Genomic DNA, 15,635 nt, shown 5'->3' with positions numbered 1-15,635 from the left:
CAATTACAGCCCAAGGGTGGCGGGGTTCGCACTGGGATAGAGCCCAGCGTTCTCGCCCGGCATTGGTCCAGAGACCAACATCGGCGCGAACTCACATCGCCTGGACCGCTGGTTCAGGCGTCGGGCCGGGACGTGGTGCCACCTCGGAGCCATTCGTGGACCCTGAGTGCGGCCCGCAGGTTGGTGGTCGAGGCTCCAGGTGGATGTTCACACAGGCTCAATGCCTTATGGACTCGATACGTGACCGTGTTCTTGGAAATATGTTCGGCAGCAGCGACTTTGGCCAGGCTGTGATCCATGTCGAGATAGCGAATGAGGGTCGATCGCAGATCGGCAGTCCGGGCGTCGTCGTCGGCGAGGGGGCCGAGCAGGCGACTGGCGAATCCGGCGGCGGCATCTGGTTCGGCGAGGAGAAGCACTTCGAGGGCGAAATCTTCGTGCGTGCACGTGGTGCGCGGCTGATCGGCGCGAAGACGCACTATCCGCTCCACTGCCCTGGCCTCCATGTGACTGCGCCGAAAGCCATCCACTCCGGATCCCAGTTGGCCGACGACGACGGAGATGTCACCGAATTCCGGCAAAGGCCCTCGGAGGACATGCCCTTGATCCGGGGAGACCGCACCCCACGCCCATATCGTCTGAAGCCCCACGGGAATCACCAGCGTGGCTGTAGGAATTCCCCAGTGCCGCAACACAGGGTCGACGATGCTTCGCAGATCGTGACCCGCGTGCGGCCCGCTCCACGCGATGATCGCCAGATGGTGTCCGCCGAGCGGGTATCCCAGCACCTCGTCTGCGCGAGAAGGGTCGACGGGTTCGGCCTCGACGATCTTCTTGACGAAATCGAGTCGAGCGGCAGAGACCCCGGCCGCCCAGGCGCTCCGCTCCTCGAGAAAGGTAGTGGCAGCGACTCCGGTGAACTGGTCCAAGACCTCGAAGAGCAGCACCGAGACCCGCCGCAACTCAGCGCTGCTCTCCGCCGGCGGGATCAACCGGAGGGCCGCATCGAGGATGGCGGCTGCGAGAACGGCGTACCCGACTCGGATCGAGCCGAGAAGATCATTGAGTTCCAGGCCTCGGCGGGCGAAGTCCACCGCAACCTCCTCGACCTCGGCACTCGCCAGGGAGGTATCGGGTTCACCGAGGCCGGCGACCAATGTCAGGGCCCGTAGTGCTGTCGACGTCGTCGCCCTGCGCACGGCACTGGGCTGTGAGGCTCCTTCCCGAAGGATCGGCATTTCCCGCGAGATCCTGGTCGCGATATCCTCGCCTACCTCGACAGCCCAGGTCACAGCGCCGTCGCCCAAGGTGGAGCGGATGCGATCCGCGTCGGGACTGAGCCATTCGCGTTCGGATTGCCGGGCGCGGGTGCCCGCGAGTTCGTGAGTCCAGTGCGGCACTCGACATCCTTCCACTCTGCCCCCGACCACTACGATCCGCCCGAATTGGGCTCGAACCCAAATTCCTCGAGTGTTCCTGGTCCTCAGCCAGTAGCAACACGCGCTGAAATTGAATGAAATTGTGTCATCGATCAGTGACGGGCACCACAGCACCGGGTCTCTCGGACATGGCGTTCACCCGGTGTCGTCAACACATGTTTCGCATTACACCACCCATGAGTGACCCGTGGACACAAAGGAGTCAACGATGACCGCCACCCCCAAGTTCGCGCACGTCGTGCTGCAGACCAGCCGGTTCGAGGAGATGCGCGACTGGTACTGCACCGTGCTGGACGCGCACGTGGTCTACGAAGGGCACGGTTTGTGCTTCATCACCTTCGACGAGGAACACCACCGGGTCGCGCTGCTGGGCGCACCGGTGCAGCTCGAACCGAGGAACCCGGGCGCGTCGGGTATGCATCACACCGCCTACACGTTCGACACTCTCGATGATCTGCTCGATCGCTACGACTCCCTGAAGGAGCGGGGGATCGAGCCGAAAGTGCCGATCCAGCACGGGGTGACGACGTCGCTGTACTACCAGGATCCGGACGGCAACTTCGTGGAACTCCAGATCGACAACTTCACCACCCCGGACGAGGCAACGGCCTACATGAACGGCCCGGAGTACGGCAACAACCCGGTCGGAGTGTCGTTCGTACCGGAGTTGATGCGGGAAGCACTCGTGAACGGCACCCCGATCTCGCAGATCACCACCCACTCCTGGGCCCTGCAGACCAGCCCCGACCTGCCCGACCCGATGGCGGCGTTGACCAGCTGACCCCACTCGAACTCACGCTCGGCTCGGCACAGCGGCAATTCTCTTTCACCGAAGGACAATCTTCATGCGTGTAGCAAACCAAGCCGGCCTGCTCCAGGTCGTGGCGGACGGCGTTGCCGTCGACGTCGAGACGGCCAGCGGGGGCCGCTTTTCCGCCGAGCCCCAGCAGATTTTCGACCGGTGGGACGAGTTCACCGCCTGGTCACGCACCGCGGACCTGGCGGACGGGGTACCGGTGGACGAGTCGAAGCTGGGCGCTCCGGTTCCCCGGCCCGGCCAGATCTTTGCCGTCGGCGTCAACTACGCCGATCACGTCGAGGAATCCGGGCTCACACTGCCCGACGCCCCGTTCGTGTTCACCAAGTTCCCCGCGTCGATCGCCGGGCCGTACGACACCATCGAACACCCCGGTGGCTCGGTGGATTTCGAGGTCGAACTCGTGGCGGTCATCGGCAAGGAAGCCCGAAACGTGCCCGCCTCCCAGGGCTGGGACCACGTGGCGGGGCTGACCCTCGGCCAGGACCTGTCCGAGCGGGACCTGCAGCTGTCCGGTCCCCCGCCACAGCAGTTCAACCTCGGCAAGTCCTTCGCCGGATTCGCCCCGATCGGACCCCTGCTCGTGACGCCCGACGAATTCGGCGACCCCGACGACATCGAGATCAGCACGGTCCTCTCCGGCGAGCTCATGCAGAAGTCGCGGACCCGGCACCTGATCTTCCCGATCCCGGTCCTCGTGTCCTACCTGTCCTCGATTCTGCCGCTGCGCCCCGGCGACCTCATCTTCACCGGCACCCCCTCGGGGATCGGCTTCACCCGCGATCCCCAACGGCTCATCGGTTTCGACGACGAACTCGTCAGCCGCGCCGAAGGCATCGGCGAGATGCGGCACCGCTTCGCCGCCACCGACCGTCCGCACCCCCTCACCACTCTTTCCAGGAGCACACACCATGTCTGACATCACCGTCCCCGTACTCGTCGTCGGTGGAGGCGGGTGCGGATTGACCACCTCGATCCTCCTCTCCGAGCACGGCATCGATCACCATCTCGTCGAGCGGCACACCGGCACCTCCCACCTGCCGAAGGCCCACTACCTCAACCAGCGCACGATGGAGGTGCTGCGCCAGGTCGGCGTCGCGGACTCGATCTACGAAGTGGGCACCCCGCCGAGGAAGATGGGCAAGACCCGATGGGTGACCTCTCTCGGGGGTGACGGCGAACTCGACGGCCGCACCCTGTTCACGCTGGAGTCGTTCGGCGGCGGACGGCTCGAGAGTGCGTACGCAGTCGACAGCCCGTGCCCGTCCAGCAACTACCCCCAGATCCGTCTCGAACGGCTGCTCCGGCAGCATGCGGAGGACCGGGCACCGGGCTCGATACACTTCGGTCGTGAGCTGGTCTCGTTCGAGCAGGACGACGACGGTGTGCACGCGGTCATCGTGAACCGGGAAACGCAGGAGACCTACACCGTCCACGCCCAGTACATGGTTGCCGCGGACGGCGGCAAGACCGTCGGCCCCGAACTCGGAATCACGATGGAGGGCCCGAGCGGCATCCTGGACATGGTCAGCACCCATTTCACCGCGGACCTGTCGCAGTGGTGGGAAGACGACGTCCTGATCACCTGGCTCCTCAACCCCGAGGGCGCCGGGTCCTGGAGCAGCGGCGCCATGGCCGCGATGGGGCCGACCTGGGGCAAACATTCGGAAGAATTCGTCCTCCACTTCACCTTCCGGCCCGACGATCCCGCTCGCTTCGACGAAGACGCGATCGTTCCCCGGATCCGCGAACTACTCAAGCTGCCCGACCTGGAGATGACGGTCCACAAGGTCAGCCACTGGATCCTCGAAGGTGTGCTCGCCGACAAGTACCAGGTGGGCCGCATCTTCCTCGCCGGCGACGCCGCACACCGACACCCGCCGACCACGGGACTGGGTCTGAACACCGCCGTCCAGGACGCCCACAACCTGGCGTGGAAGCTGGCTGCGGTCCTGAAAGGGGACGCCGCCCCTACCCTGCTCGACACCTACGAGCCCGAACGTCGCCTTGTCGGGATGCGCAATGTCGACTGGGCCATGTTCACCTTCCTCAATCACATGGTCATCGACGCGGGTCTCGGCCTGATCCCCGGGCAGCCCGTCGAGGCTCAGGTCCAGGTGTTCCGGGACTTTTTCTCCGACACCCCGATGGGTGAAACCCGCCGTGCGCGTGCAGCCGAGGTGATCAGTACCCAGCGCACCGAATTCCAGGCTCACGATCTCGAGATCGGCTTCTCCTACCCGGAAGGGGCACTCGTCCCGGACGGCACCGAGGCACCGCCGCGTGACCCGATGGGGCACACGTACTACCCCACCACCCGTCCCGGGCACCGACTGCCCCACGCGTGGATCGAACACGACGGCAGGCAGATCTCCACCCACGACCTCACCGGGAACAACGCTCACTTCGTGCTCATCACTGCTACGGACGGTGCCGCATGGTCCGACGCCGCCCGACTCGCCATGGACAAGTTCGGTGTCCAGATCAAGGTCGCGCAGATCGGCGACGGCACCGACTACACCGACCCCACCGGCCGGTGGAGCGAACTCCGCCAGATCGACGACACCGGGGCGATCCTGGTCCGTCCGGACAACCACGTCGCCTGGCGCAGCACCGGCACCGCCGCCGACCCCGCCGACGAGCTCACCCGCGCACTCGGCACCGTGCTCTCACGCTGACGGCGGGACCCACCGGAAAGGACGCACGACTATGACCACGCCAGGACGTGAAGTGCTGTGGACGCCGCCGCCCGGGCGGGTCTCGGCCTCGAACATCATCCGGTACCAACGCTGGCTCGCTACCGAGAAGAATGTCCCCACCGACGATTTCGATTCGCTCTGGTGCTGGTCGATCAGTGACCTCGACAAGTTCTGGCTCTCGATCTGGGAGTATTTCGACGTGATCGCCTCGGCGCCGCCGCAAACGGTGCTCGCCGACCCGCGGATGCCCGGTGCCCGGTGGTTCCCGGGCACTCGGCTGAACTGGGCGGAGAACCTCCTCCGTCACGTCGACGAGCCCGGGCCGGCGATCATCTCGGTAAACGAGACGGGCACGACCGGGGAACTATCGCGGGCCGAGCTGGTCGCGCAGGTCGCCAACCTCGCCGCGCACTTCCGCGAGATCGGAGTGCGTTCCGGCGACCGGGTCGCCGCGGTCTTACCGAACATCGCCCCCACCGTCGTCGCGGTGCTGGCCGCAGCCAGCATCGGTGCGGTGTGGTCCTGCTGCGCACCGGATTTCGGCGTCAAAGGGCTGGTCGACCGGTTCGCGCAGATCGAGCCGACCGTGCTGATCGGGGTGGACGGCTACCAATTCAACGGCAAGCGCATCGACCGCCGCGACGTCTTCTCCGCACTGCTGGAACAGCTCCCAACCGTGCGGCACACCATCATGGTCCGCAACCTCGGCCTCGAGGGGCGGCTCCCGCCCGAGGTCGCCGATTACGCCGACCTCGTCGTCGGGGACGCCGCACCACAGTACGAGCAGGTGCCGTTCGATCACCCGTTGTGGATCCTCTACAGTTCCGGCACCACCGGCCTCCCCAAGGGCATCGTCCACTCGCACGGCGGAATCCTGCTCGAATCCCTCAAGGCCAACGCGCTGCACTATGACCTCGGCCCCGCCGATCGGGTGTTCATCGCCGCGAGCACCGCCTGGGTGGTGTGGAACATGCTGGTCGACGTCCTGGCGGTCGGCGCCACCGTGATCACCTACGACGGCAGCCCCACCTACGGCCGGCCAGACCACCAATTCGAGGTCTGCGCCCGCTACGGGGCAACGAGATTCGGCACCGGCGCGGCCTACCTGACGCTGTGCGAAAAGGGCGGCACCCAGCCCGGTACCGATTTCGACCTGTCGAGGTTGCGGTCGATCATGTCGACCGGTTCGCCGCTACCGGACACCACCTGGCGGTGGGTCTACGACGCAGTCAGCGCGGACGTGCACCTGGGGTCGGACAGCGGCGGCACCGACGTGGCCACCGGATTCATCGGCGCCAACCCGATCTCCCCTGTTCGCGTCGGGGAACTCCAAGGCCCCTACCTGGGGGTCGATGTGCAGGCCTGGAACGAGGCCGGTCAGGCGGTCGTCGGCGAGGTCGGGGAAATGGTGATCGCCGCACCGATGCCGTCGATGCCGATCTACTTCTGGAACGATCCCGACGGAAACCGCTACCGGGAAGCCTATTTCGATGTTTATCCCGGGGTATGGCGGCACGGCGACTGGATCAGCATGGAAGCCGACGGCGGTTGCGTGGTCCACGGTCGGTCGGACTCGACAATCAACCGCGGCGGTGTCCGGATGGGGTCGGCGGATATCTATCAAGCCGTCGAAACGCTTCCCGAGATCGCCGAGGCACTGGTGATCGGCGCCGAGTTACCCCACGGGGGCTATCACATGCCGCTGTTCGTGGTGCTGCGCGAAGGATTTGACCTCGACGAGGCTCTCGTGGAGAAGATTCGCACCTCGATCCGCCGTCAGACCTCGCCCCGGCACGTTCCGGACGAGATCATCGATGTTCCTGCAGTTCCCACCACCCGCACCGGCAAGCGGCTCGAGATTCCCGTCAAGAAGCTGATCCAGGGAGTGGCTCCCGAGACCGCGATCAACCGCGCCACCGTCGCCGACGCCGCCGCCCTCGACTGGTACATCGACTATGCCGAACGCTTTCACAGCAACAGCGAGGGTGGCTGACTTGCTCAGGGAGCGATAGTCCCCTCGGAACTGCCCTGTTGCACCCCCGCAGCTTCGTCGCAAACCAAAGAGAAACAATGAACAACGCCCTGTCAGTCGATCACGGGACCGCGGCCCCCTCGCAGCACGGGCCACGGACGCGGCGCTTCCACGCACGGCTGCTGTGTCCGGCACTCGACGCGCGACACATCGCCCTACCGAGCCGGCCCTGGATCGTCAGGTTGGCGGATCGAGGACCCGGACCGACCGCGGAAGCGGCTGTACCGCAATATCACAACGCCTCGCCGCCGCCATGAAAGACTCCGGGCGCGGGTCCACAGGCCAGGACACCTCACCGGCCGGACCGAACACTGCGGCCGCATTCGCCGCCGGGCCCGTGGTGAACCGCGTCTGATACCGGATGCCGTCGAACTCGACATCGAACGCCGCCGCCCACGACCGGGGAACGTCGTACGGTGTCATCGAACACAACTCCCGGGTGAGCCCGAACGCGGCAGCCGCGTCAGCGCAGGTGTCGGCGAGGTCATGGGTGCCCGGTACCCGGAGAGTCGACAGTGCCCGCTCGGCCGCGAAGTCGTGGGCGATCACCCCGAGCGATGCCAACGCCTCCCCCACCGTCTCCCGGATCGCCGTCGCCTCATCGAATGCGACGTAACACGTACCCCGCGGCGCGGACAGATCGAATCGTCCGCCACCCGAAGAGGAGAACCACCACGGCCCATTCGAGACCCGGTGACCACGCTTGACCTGCCGCCTCCCAGTCAACCGCCAACCAGGAAACCCGGTGAGCGTGCGTGGTCCGGGCGCCCGAAGAGCAACGTCCTCACGGGTCACACCGCCCACCGCTGCACGTCCGCGCGGGCCGCCGCCAGGACCGGGTCGACCCGGCCGCCCTCGGCCAACCAGCCCGCCGCGGTCTTACCGCCGAACGCATCCTGCGGTGCCCGCAGCCACAGCGCACACGTCCACGGGTCCGCCCCCGCACGCAGGACACGCCACACCTGCACCAGCGTCGGATCCACGGTGCCGCTGCTGGTGAACTGCCACACCGGATAGACCCACTGCCCCTCTTCGAGTTGGCAGGCGATCACCGCGTTGGTAGCGACCCTCTTGCTCACCGCCTGCCGACTGACATTCCACCAGCGAGTCAGCCCGGCCGTATCGTAAAACGGGCCCACGACCTGGTCATAGACATGATGGGTGGGAAGCGCAGCCGACATCGCATCAGCGATCGCCTGCACGTCCGCGAACGCGTCGGTGGGCACACCGGCCGCAGCGGCCGCAGCGAACGTGCGGTGCACACGCTGCGACAGCTCCTCCATCAATCGCTTCTCCTGCTCCACCAGCGACGTCATCACACCCGCCCTTTCGCGTCAACCTTGTCAACCATAATGCTGCCTTATGTCGTCAACCACGTCAACCAGAGAGTCGGCCCGATCACACCTCCCCGATCTACAGTCAAATGCGGACGTCGATCTCATCGCCGCCGATCGTCGACCTCGACAGAGCGTTCCCCTCGACCTCGTCGAGGAGCCGGTCCCGGCCGGTCCCTCCGTGTGACCGAGGTTTCCTTGCGGATGCCGCATCCGGCGGGGCGCTCCGGGCACCACACTCTGCGGGGCTCGTTCCGGCGTCGCGATTGCAGCGGTGGCGTCGACGATCAGAGACGGCAAACGCGCCGACTTCCCCTGACGACGCGTGCTGGAGGGTCGATGGTTCACCTTGCAGGTTAGAAGCAACCGCCACCGCGCACTCGCGGCTTGAAACATCACGAGTCGAACGTGACTCATACACCACAAACTTGATCCCAAACCCGGCTACGCCGCCTCGATCAGTCCTCTAGCGAGACGAATCTGCACCCCCGATACCGAGTTGATCGACAACATGAAGGCACTCGATTCTGCCGTGAAGGCCGTCGCACCGGATCTGTCCGAGTTGCCCGGCATCGGATTCGTCATTTGCGACCTCCGCGCTAATCGCATGGCCTCATCCCGACCGTGCCCGTTCGAGCCGCGGTCGCAGCCGCCACCGGGACCGGCGTTGTCACGCAGGTCGATAGGTTCGTGGGCCGGCACGGGATCCGCGGCAGCGCCCGTACCAGACCCACCCCCATCGCAGGATCGCTCACCTCTGCCCTTCCCGACCCCCGGCGAGCTTGACCGAGTTTGATCAGCCGTCGACGTGGAACACCGCACGTCGACCGCGGTCGGCGGAACGGCGCAACGCGGCCTGGATGACGGCGGTGCCACCGATTCCGCCGGCGAGGACAAGGAGCAGTAGAGCGACATTGAGATTCACGGGACAAGTCCTCCTCGGGATGGGCCAGGTGTGGCGGCCGGTGCGGATCGTGATGCGGTAGAGCTCAGTTCGCGCCCAGTCGGCAGCGAGGGCAAAGGGGTGTCGGCGTTGTCGTCAGCGAACATCACGGCGAGTCGGGCCTTGATCTCCGCGGTGCTGATCGACCCGGCACCGGTGAGGGTCGACGATCTCCTGCGGTCGGATGTCACACTCATGATGGACGATTCCTGCCTTCGTCTAGAAATCAATTGGTTGGCTCCGAGTGCACTCGGCCAGATCACGGACGGGCATGCAGTCACCCCACGAGAAGACCGCGAAGTCATCGCCGACCGCTACACCCTCACCAGCAAATAACGTGCCCATCGACGAGCCATGCGAACGGCGACGGGCCGGCGAAACTGTGAGTCACACTGCCCGCCATCGACCAATCCGTCCAGCACCCACGCTACGACCTCCGGAGCACTCTGTCATCCATTAGGAAATCATCGAATTCTCCTATCGTTCAGTTTTTTTCGCTGATGGTCCCCTGCCGGCCGTCGCCGATGTGGTCGAACCTTCGCGCCGCAGAGTGCGCGTACGCGGACACCTACCTCGGGGGACGCCACCGGACTGGGTGACCTCGTCGGTGTCGGCGCAGTGTGCCCGACGACGGTGCAGACTCCAACGGTTCCGAATTCAACCCCAGGCTCACGAACTCAACGTCGAGTGACCGGTCGAGCCATTCTCTCGTTCACTTCACGGCCGCCGTCGTCGCGGATGTCTCTGCGAGCGGGGCCGGTAGACGCTGGCGCAACTTCGCTTCGTGAGCGTCGATCGTGGACCTCAACGATTTGCCTGCCTTGGCCACCCGGCGTCCGGCGACAGTCAGCATCGGTCGTGGAATCCCGATACCCATTACCGGGACGCCTGTCACAAAGTTCTCCTTGAAGAGAAACATCGAGGCGTCGACCACTTCGTCATGGGTGAGCGCCGAGGCCACCCACCCGACCTCCGCTCCGATGGCATCCGCGTCCAGAATCGGGCTGCGATAACCCTCCGTTGTCTTCGCAAGAAGCCAACGCAGAACAGCGTCGCGAACCGCCCACTGACGATCGGTAGCTGCACTCACATTTCAGTCCTCCAAATAGATTCCACTAACGCTGCCCTGCACCATAGCCATCGGTGAGAAATAAGCAAGCTCCGTGAAATTTCCTGCGCGCCTTGCACCTCGGAAGCTCCCGACTGGTGTTTCACGACGACCGGACCGGACAAAAGGGGGGGGTAGCGCATCTCGGACCGGGGAACCGCCCGCCGAGGCGCCACCCGACCCCTCGTCACGACCCGGCATCACCGAGCCGCCTCGCATTTCGGCCGCTGAACTGGACTTATTTCTTTTGTTGGGTATGGTCGAGGTCAGTTCGCGGTTGCCGATTCGGAAAGGACCGACAATGGCCGACAAGTCCGCCGTCAAGAGTTCGAAACAGTCCGCACGTGCCCTCAAGGAGCGCCGGGCGGAGAAGCGAGAGAAGGCCCTCGAGTCCACTCAACTCATCCGAAAGCGGAAGAGCTGATGCGACACTGGCGTCAACACCGCATCCCGCCATCTTCTTCGCTGCCTGAGGATTGATGATGTTGCCGCGGGAACACGGCCAACACCCCTGACCCGCGCCCACATCAGAAGTAACGGCTTCGGAAAGGAACGGCCCGGAACGTGGAAATATTGCCGACTGCACTCACTTCCATTTTTTACAGCAGCGAAAAGTCTCACAAGACCTGACGAGTTCAATGGAAGCACGCCGCAGGTTTTCGGTTTTCCCTGCGTGTGACCACCTGATCGGGGGGCCAACTTCCGGCCTCTGGCACGTCGTCCCGGCCTCTCCGTGGCCGGGACGACGTGTTTTCCGAAGTAGTTCGGGTGAGCGAGACAAGGCTACTCACACAACGCCATCCGGAGTTCCAGACCCGTCGAGAATTGATGGAACAGAAATGAATCGTCCTGGAATCGCCACCCCTCGGCCGGACCCGACTTCACTGTCGCCGAGGAGACGACGGGCCCCACGCACAGTTGCCGGCGTTCCGACACATCGTCGATCGCAGCAGTCCCCCGATAGCGTTCGGCCTCGCACCCGATGGACAGCGCGCACCTGACAGCCCGCAACGCCCGTACGTCGGCCCCCGGCCACCTGCCTGTCGCTGTGGGAAGTACCCGGCAACGGACTGGTAGTGGCCTGCGAGGAACTCACCCCCGACCGCGCCGGCAGCCTGATCGACCGAACAATGACCCGCTCCGCGACGGCGGCAGCCGAGAATTCTGGGCCGCCAAAGCCGGCGCCCGGTCGATGCTCGTGGACCGATGATATGGGCACGCCGAACCGAACCCCGCCAGTCTCATTCGTTCGATTGCCGACACCACAAGATGTCGCCGCGATGAACTGCTGCGCCGAGCAAACCGCTGACGGCTGGGTGATCAACGGCCAGAAGACGTGGTGGGGCCTGCCCCGCCCCTTGCCATCGCCCCGCCGATAAGTTTATGGTCAGTCCATTCGCATGAAAGGAGATCAGGGTGTCGATCAGAGTGGGATTGTCGGTCACGGACGCACTCCTCGTCCCGAAACCCGCGGATCGGCGACTGCTCCTCGATTCCGCGGCGGAGGCGGGTCTCGACCACATCACCGTCGGCGACCACATAAGCTTCCACGGCGGAACCGGGTTCGACGGCATGGTCTCGGCCACGTCCGTCCTGTCCAGCCACGACACGTTGTCGGTGATCATCGGCGTCTACCTGCTCGGACTGCGGCACCCGATGCTCGCCGCGCGCCAGATCGCGACGCTGTCGCAGATCGCACCCGGACGGCTGGTCCTCGGTGCCGGCGTCGGCGGTGAGGACCGCTCCGAGATCTCGAACAGTGGGGTCGACCCCAGCACCCGCGGCCGTCGCCTGGACGAGACGCTCGAGGTTTTGCGCGCCGTGCTCACCGGCGAGGAGGTGACCCATCATGGTGAGTTCTTCACCCTCGACCGGGCACGCATCCTGCCTGCGCCGCAGCCGGCGGTGCCGATTCTGGTCGGTGGCCGTGGCGAATCCGCCATCCGCCGCACCGCCCGCTACGGCGACGGCTGGCTCGGAATCTTCTGCACACCTCGACGGTTCGCCGAGACTCGGTCCGCGATCCTCGAGGCCGCCGCGCAGGAGAATCGGGCACCCGACTCGTTCGGCGTCAACGTCTGGTGCGGGCTCGACAAGGATGCCGCGGTCGCGGACCGGCTCGTCGGCGAGAAGATGCAGGCGTTGTATCAGTTGCCGCGCGACAAGTTCCGTCATCTGGCCCCCGCCGGAACACCCGAGCAGGTCGCCGAGTGGCTGAACTCGTTCGTCGAAGCAGGTGCAGACAACATCACCCTGGTGCCGGCGACGACGTCGATGGAGTCGGCCATCGAGCACGCGGCGTCAGTCCGCACACTTCTGCTCACCCATCACCGCTGACCGTGTGATGTCCACCTCCGACGAAGGCGCCGGTCGTAAGCACCTTCCACTCAGCGCGTTGGACGAGCTTCTCGACGACGCCGCGGTGGCCGTCGACTGCCTGTCCGCGATCGTCCGGGTCTGTTCGGAGGCCACCGGCAAAGCCGTCACCCTCTTCGACCGCCAGGGACACATCGTCGCGTCCTCCCGGCCCGATGCCGGCAGGCAGACGACGTTCCCACCACTGCGCGAGATCGTGCGCGAGCACACGATCACCCCGACCAGCGCGGAACCCGTGCTGTTGCCCGCCGAACTCGGCACCGGGTTGTCGCGGCGCAAGATCCTCAGCGCGATCGTCGAACGCGGCGAACACCTCGGATGGCTCGTCGTCGACGAACAACCCACGCCGTTCCATCCCACGGACGAGTACGTGACCCTCCGCTGTGCCCGCCGCATCGGCGCGCAGGTCCTCACGCAGCGTCGCATCACCCGGGTCGCCTGGAATGCGCGGTCCGCACTCGCCCGCCAACTCGTTCGCGGCTCCGGCGCCTGGGCCGATCTCGCGGCCGGTGCCGAATACCTCGGCGTGAACGTCCACGCCCGCCGGTCCCTGGTGTATGTCCGCGAATCCGACGGAACACCCGAGGATCTCGACCGCTCCCTCGCCGAGCACACCGAGCGTGCTCTCGGCATGGAGGTGTTGTCGACTCGGGGTTCGGAGGGAATCCTCCTGCTCATCGAGGCACCGGAGCACGTCGCGTCCCCGACCGTCGTCCGGCGCATCACCGCGACCCTCGAGGCGGCGGCCGCCGAACTGAGCCCGACGGGAGGTCTGATCGCCGGGGTGTCATCCGTGTACGAACCCGATTCGTTCACCCGCGCCTACCGCGAGGCACGGGAGGTGGTGCGCTGCATCGACCGTTTCACCCACGGAACGGGGCATCGCGTTCTCGCCGTCGACGATCTGGGACCGGCCCGGCTCTTCCTCGCGAACGGCGAGATCTCCGCCATCCGGCACTACATCGACGACATGCTCGGCCCCCTCCTCGATGACGACGCGACGTCGACCGAACTGATTCGCACCCTGGCAGTCTGGTTCGAGCAGAATCGCGGCATGCGCCGCACCGCCACGCGTCTGGGTGTGCACGAGAACACGGTGCGCCTCCGGTTGTCGCGAGTGCACGCCCTCACCGGCCTCGACGTCACCGGTGACGCGTCTCATCAACTGAGCATCCATACCGCGCTTCTCGTCCTCCGACTTCGCGACCATCCGGCCTTCCACGTCGAAAACCGCTGCGCCGAAGCGGAATACGACGACACTGGACGCATCGATGCACTGCCCGACGAACGGAGATCCGCATGACCGACCCGCACCGCCGCAAGGCACTGGTAACCGGTGCCGCACGCGAGGGCGGTATCGGTAAGGCCATCGTCGCCCGACTCGAAGCCGACGGGATGGAGGTGGTCACGCTCGACCGTGCACCCGGGTGCACGTACCAGGCCGACATGTCCGCCGACGAACTGCCGCCCCTCGACGACATCGACGTCTACGTGGCCAATGCGGGTCTGACGACGATGTTCGGCGCCGCACACAGTCTGTCGATCGACAAGTGGCGAAAAGACCTCGAGGTCAACCTCACCGGGACCTTCCGAGTGCTGCAGCAATGCCTGCCGGGGATGCGCGAACGGGAATACGGCCGCGTGGTCGTCATCTCCAGTACCGCAGGCACGCAGGGCATGCCGGCCCAGGTGTCGTACAGCACCACGAAGGCCGGCCTGCTCGGTCTGGTCAAGACGGTGGCGGCCGAGAACGTCGCCCTCGGCATCACCGCCAACGCCGTCCTGCCCGGGATGACGGCCAGCTCCGGCATCCTGTCCATGCCTCAGGACATCCAGGACGCGTGGCTCGCGTCGATGCCCAACGGATTCGTCGACCCGGCCGACATCGCGGATGCCGTCGCGTTCTTCGCCTCCCCCACCGCTCGCAGCGTCACCGGCCAGTTCCTCACCGTCGACGCCGGCGACGGCCTCAACACCCGCACGGTCACCTCCTCGGTGGCGCAGCACCGATAGCGTCCGCGCGTGCTCAGTTCACCAGCACGCCGCCGTCGACGGGAAGACTCACCCCGGTCAGATACGCGGACGCGTCGCTCGCCAGGAACACCACCACCGCGGCGATGTCCTCGGGATCGCCGATGCGTCCGAGGGGTATCCGCGCGTCGATGATCTTGCGCTTGTAGTTCTCGCTGTAGTGCGCCGTCGCCTCGGACGGAAAGACACCCGGCAGAATGGCATTCACCCGGATTCCGCTCGGACCGAGTTGCGCGGCGAGGTCGCGGCTCAGCCCGAGAACGGCCGCCTTGCTCGCGCTGTACGCGGCGGCGGGCATCTTCGCCGTCGTGAGAGCCATGACGCTGGAGACGTTCACGATCGAACTGCCGCGGCCCATCACCCGCGCGCACGCCTGAATCATCCAGTAGGAGCCGTGCACGTTGACGTCGACGACGGACCGGAAGTGGTCGGGCGGATCCTCCGTCACGGGGTGGTATTCACCGCCGGTGCCCGCGTTGTTGACGAGGACGTCCACCCGCCCGAATGCCTCGACGGCGGCTTCGACGAGGCGGTCGCACTGGTCCGCCTGCGTCACGTCGGTCTCCACCGCCACCACGCGGGGGTTGTACTTCCGCACCTGCTCCGCGGTGTCGGCCAGTTTGTCGCCACGCCGCGCCCCGAGGACGACGTCGGCACCCGCGCGTGCCAGGGCGATCGCGTAGGCCACACCGAGACCGGACGACGCCCCGGTCACCACCGCGACCTTGCCGTGCAACGAGAACCGCTCCAGCCCAGCATCGTTCCGGGACCGATATCCGCTGATCGATGTCATAGGCAAGCTATACCACGCACCGGAGATCATCCGAAGCAACCACCGAGGGACCACTGTGGATTT

Annotated in this window: 15 protein-coding genes; 9 read left to right on the top strand and 6 right to left on the bottom strand. The window is 65.8% G+C overall.

The window, feature by feature from the left end; all coding sequences use genetic code 11:
* Positions 1-113: 113 nt before the first annotated feature.
* On the bottom strand, positions 114-1,400 hold the full coding sequence (locus CJ179_RS15685; protein WP_095862172.1) for a CdaR family transcriptional regulator: 1,287 nt from the start codon (positions 1,398-1,400) through the stop codon (positions 114-116).
* 247 nt (positions 1,401-1,647) lie between these two features.
* Between CJ179_RS15685 and CJ179_RS15680 the strand changes: the two genes are divergently transcribed.
* From CJ179_RS15680 to CJ179_RS15665, 4 genes are all read left to right on the top strand, one after another.
* Complete coding sequence (locus tag CJ179_RS15680) at positions 1,648-2,220, top strand: VOC family protein (protein WP_072937134.1); 573 nt, start codon at positions 1,648-1,650, stop codon at positions 2,218-2,220.
* Positions 2,221-2,284: 64 nt separating this feature from the next.
* Positions 2,285-3,175, top strand: coding sequence for a fumarylacetoacetate hydrolase family protein (locus CJ179_RS15675; protein WP_095862171.1), 891 nt, complete (start codon positions 2,285-2,287; stop codon positions 3,173-3,175).
* Entirely contained in the window at positions 3,168-4,934 is a 1,767-nt protein-coding gene (locus CJ179_RS15670) for an FAD-dependent monooxygenase (protein WP_095862170.1), read from the top strand. The genes CJ179_RS15675 and CJ179_RS15670 overlap by 8 nt, the downstream gene beginning before the upstream one ends.
* A gap of 31 nt (positions 4,935-4,965) precedes the next feature.
* Positions 4,966-6,948: an acetoacetate--CoA ligase gene (locus tag CJ179_RS15665; RefSeq protein ID WP_072937131.1), complete on the top strand. Its 1,983-nt coding sequence runs from the start codon at positions 4,966-4,968 to the stop codon at positions 6,946-6,948.
* Between the two features lie 216 nt (positions 6,949-7,164).
* Here the strand turns inward: CJ179_RS15665 and CJ179_RS15660 are convergent, their stop codons facing one another.
* The 3 genes from CJ179_RS15660 to CJ179_RS52720 form a co-directional block, all read right to left on the bottom strand.
* Entirely contained in the window at positions 7,165-7,713 is a 549-nt protein-coding gene (locus tag CJ179_RS15660; protein WP_241031343.1) for an RES family NAD+ phosphorylase, read from the bottom strand.
* Positions 7,714-7,778: 65 nt separating this feature from the next.
* On the bottom strand, positions 7,779-8,303 hold the full coding sequence (locus CJ179_RS15655) for a hypothetical protein (RefSeq protein ID WP_095862169.1): 525 nt from the start codon (positions 8,301-8,303) through the stop codon (positions 7,779-7,781).
* A gap of 814 nt (positions 8,304-9,117) precedes the next feature.
* Positions 9,118-9,246, bottom strand: a complete 129-nt coding sequence (locus tag CJ179_RS52720; RefSeq protein ID WP_257015552.1) for a hypothetical protein — start codon at positions 9,244-9,246, stop codon at positions 9,118-9,120.
* Between the two features lie 108 nt (positions 9,247-9,354).
* On the opposite strand from CJ179_RS52720, the gene CJ179_RS15650 reads away from it, so the two are divergent.
* Positions 9,355-9,600: a hypothetical protein gene (locus tag CJ179_RS15650; RefSeq protein ID WP_143548905.1), complete on the top strand. Its 246-nt coding sequence runs from the start codon at positions 9,355-9,357 to the stop codon at positions 9,598-9,600.
* A gap of 376 nt (positions 9,601-9,976) precedes the next feature.
* Here the strand turns inward: CJ179_RS15650 and CJ179_RS15645 are convergent, their stop codons facing one another.
* A complete protein-coding gene (locus tag CJ179_RS15645) occupies positions 9,977-10,354 on the bottom strand; it encodes a serine recombinase (protein ID WP_095862168.1) in 378 nt (125 codons plus the stop codon).
* Between the two features lie 319 nt (positions 10,355-10,673).
* Here CJ179_RS15645 and CJ179_RS52715 point away from each other — a divergent pair, with 319 nt between their 5' ends.
* From CJ179_RS52715 to CJ179_RS15625, 4 genes are all read left to right on the top strand, one after another.
* Positions 10,674-10,796 (top strand): hypothetical protein, encoded by a 123-nt coding sequence (locus tag CJ179_RS52715; protein ID WP_009476095.1) that lies wholly within the window; start codon positions 10,674-10,676, stop codon positions 10,794-10,796.
* A gap of 992 nt (positions 10,797-11,788) precedes the next feature.
* On the top strand, positions 11,789-12,709 hold the full coding sequence (locus CJ179_RS15635) for an LLM class flavin-dependent oxidoreductase (protein ID WP_095862167.1): 921 nt from the start codon (positions 11,789-11,791) through the stop codon (positions 12,707-12,709).
* Positions 12,710-12,716: 7 nt separating this feature from the next.
* A complete protein-coding gene (locus tag CJ179_RS15630; RefSeq protein ID WP_095862166.1) occupies positions 12,717-14,051 on the top strand; it encodes a CdaR family transcriptional regulator in 1,335 nt (444 codons plus the stop codon).
* Positions 14,048-14,761 carry an SDR family NAD(P)-dependent oxidoreductase gene (locus CJ179_RS15625; protein ID WP_072937124.1) on the top strand — a complete coding sequence of 238 codons (714 nt, stop codon included), beginning with the start codon at positions 14,048-14,050 and terminating at the stop codon, positions 14,759-14,761. The genes CJ179_RS15630 and CJ179_RS15625 overlap by 4 nt, the downstream gene beginning before the upstream one ends.
* 13 nt (positions 14,762-14,774) lie before the next feature.
* Here CJ179_RS15625 and CJ179_RS15620 read toward each other — a convergent pair whose 3' ends face one another.
* Entirely contained in the window at positions 14,775-15,572 is a 798-nt protein-coding gene (locus tag CJ179_RS15620) for an SDR family NAD(P)-dependent oxidoreductase (RefSeq protein WP_095862165.1), read from the bottom strand.
* Positions 15,573-15,635: the final 63 nt, after the last annotated feature.

Source organism: Rhodococcus sp. ACS1, assembly GCF_002300155.1.
Classification (GTDB): domain Bacteria; phylum Actinomycetota; class Actinomycetes; order Mycobacteriales; family Mycobacteriaceae; genus Rhodococcus_F; species Rhodococcus_F koreensis.
The sequence above is the reverse complement of the archived record's forward strand: the minus strand, read 5'-3'. Positions and strand labels throughout refer to the sequence as shown.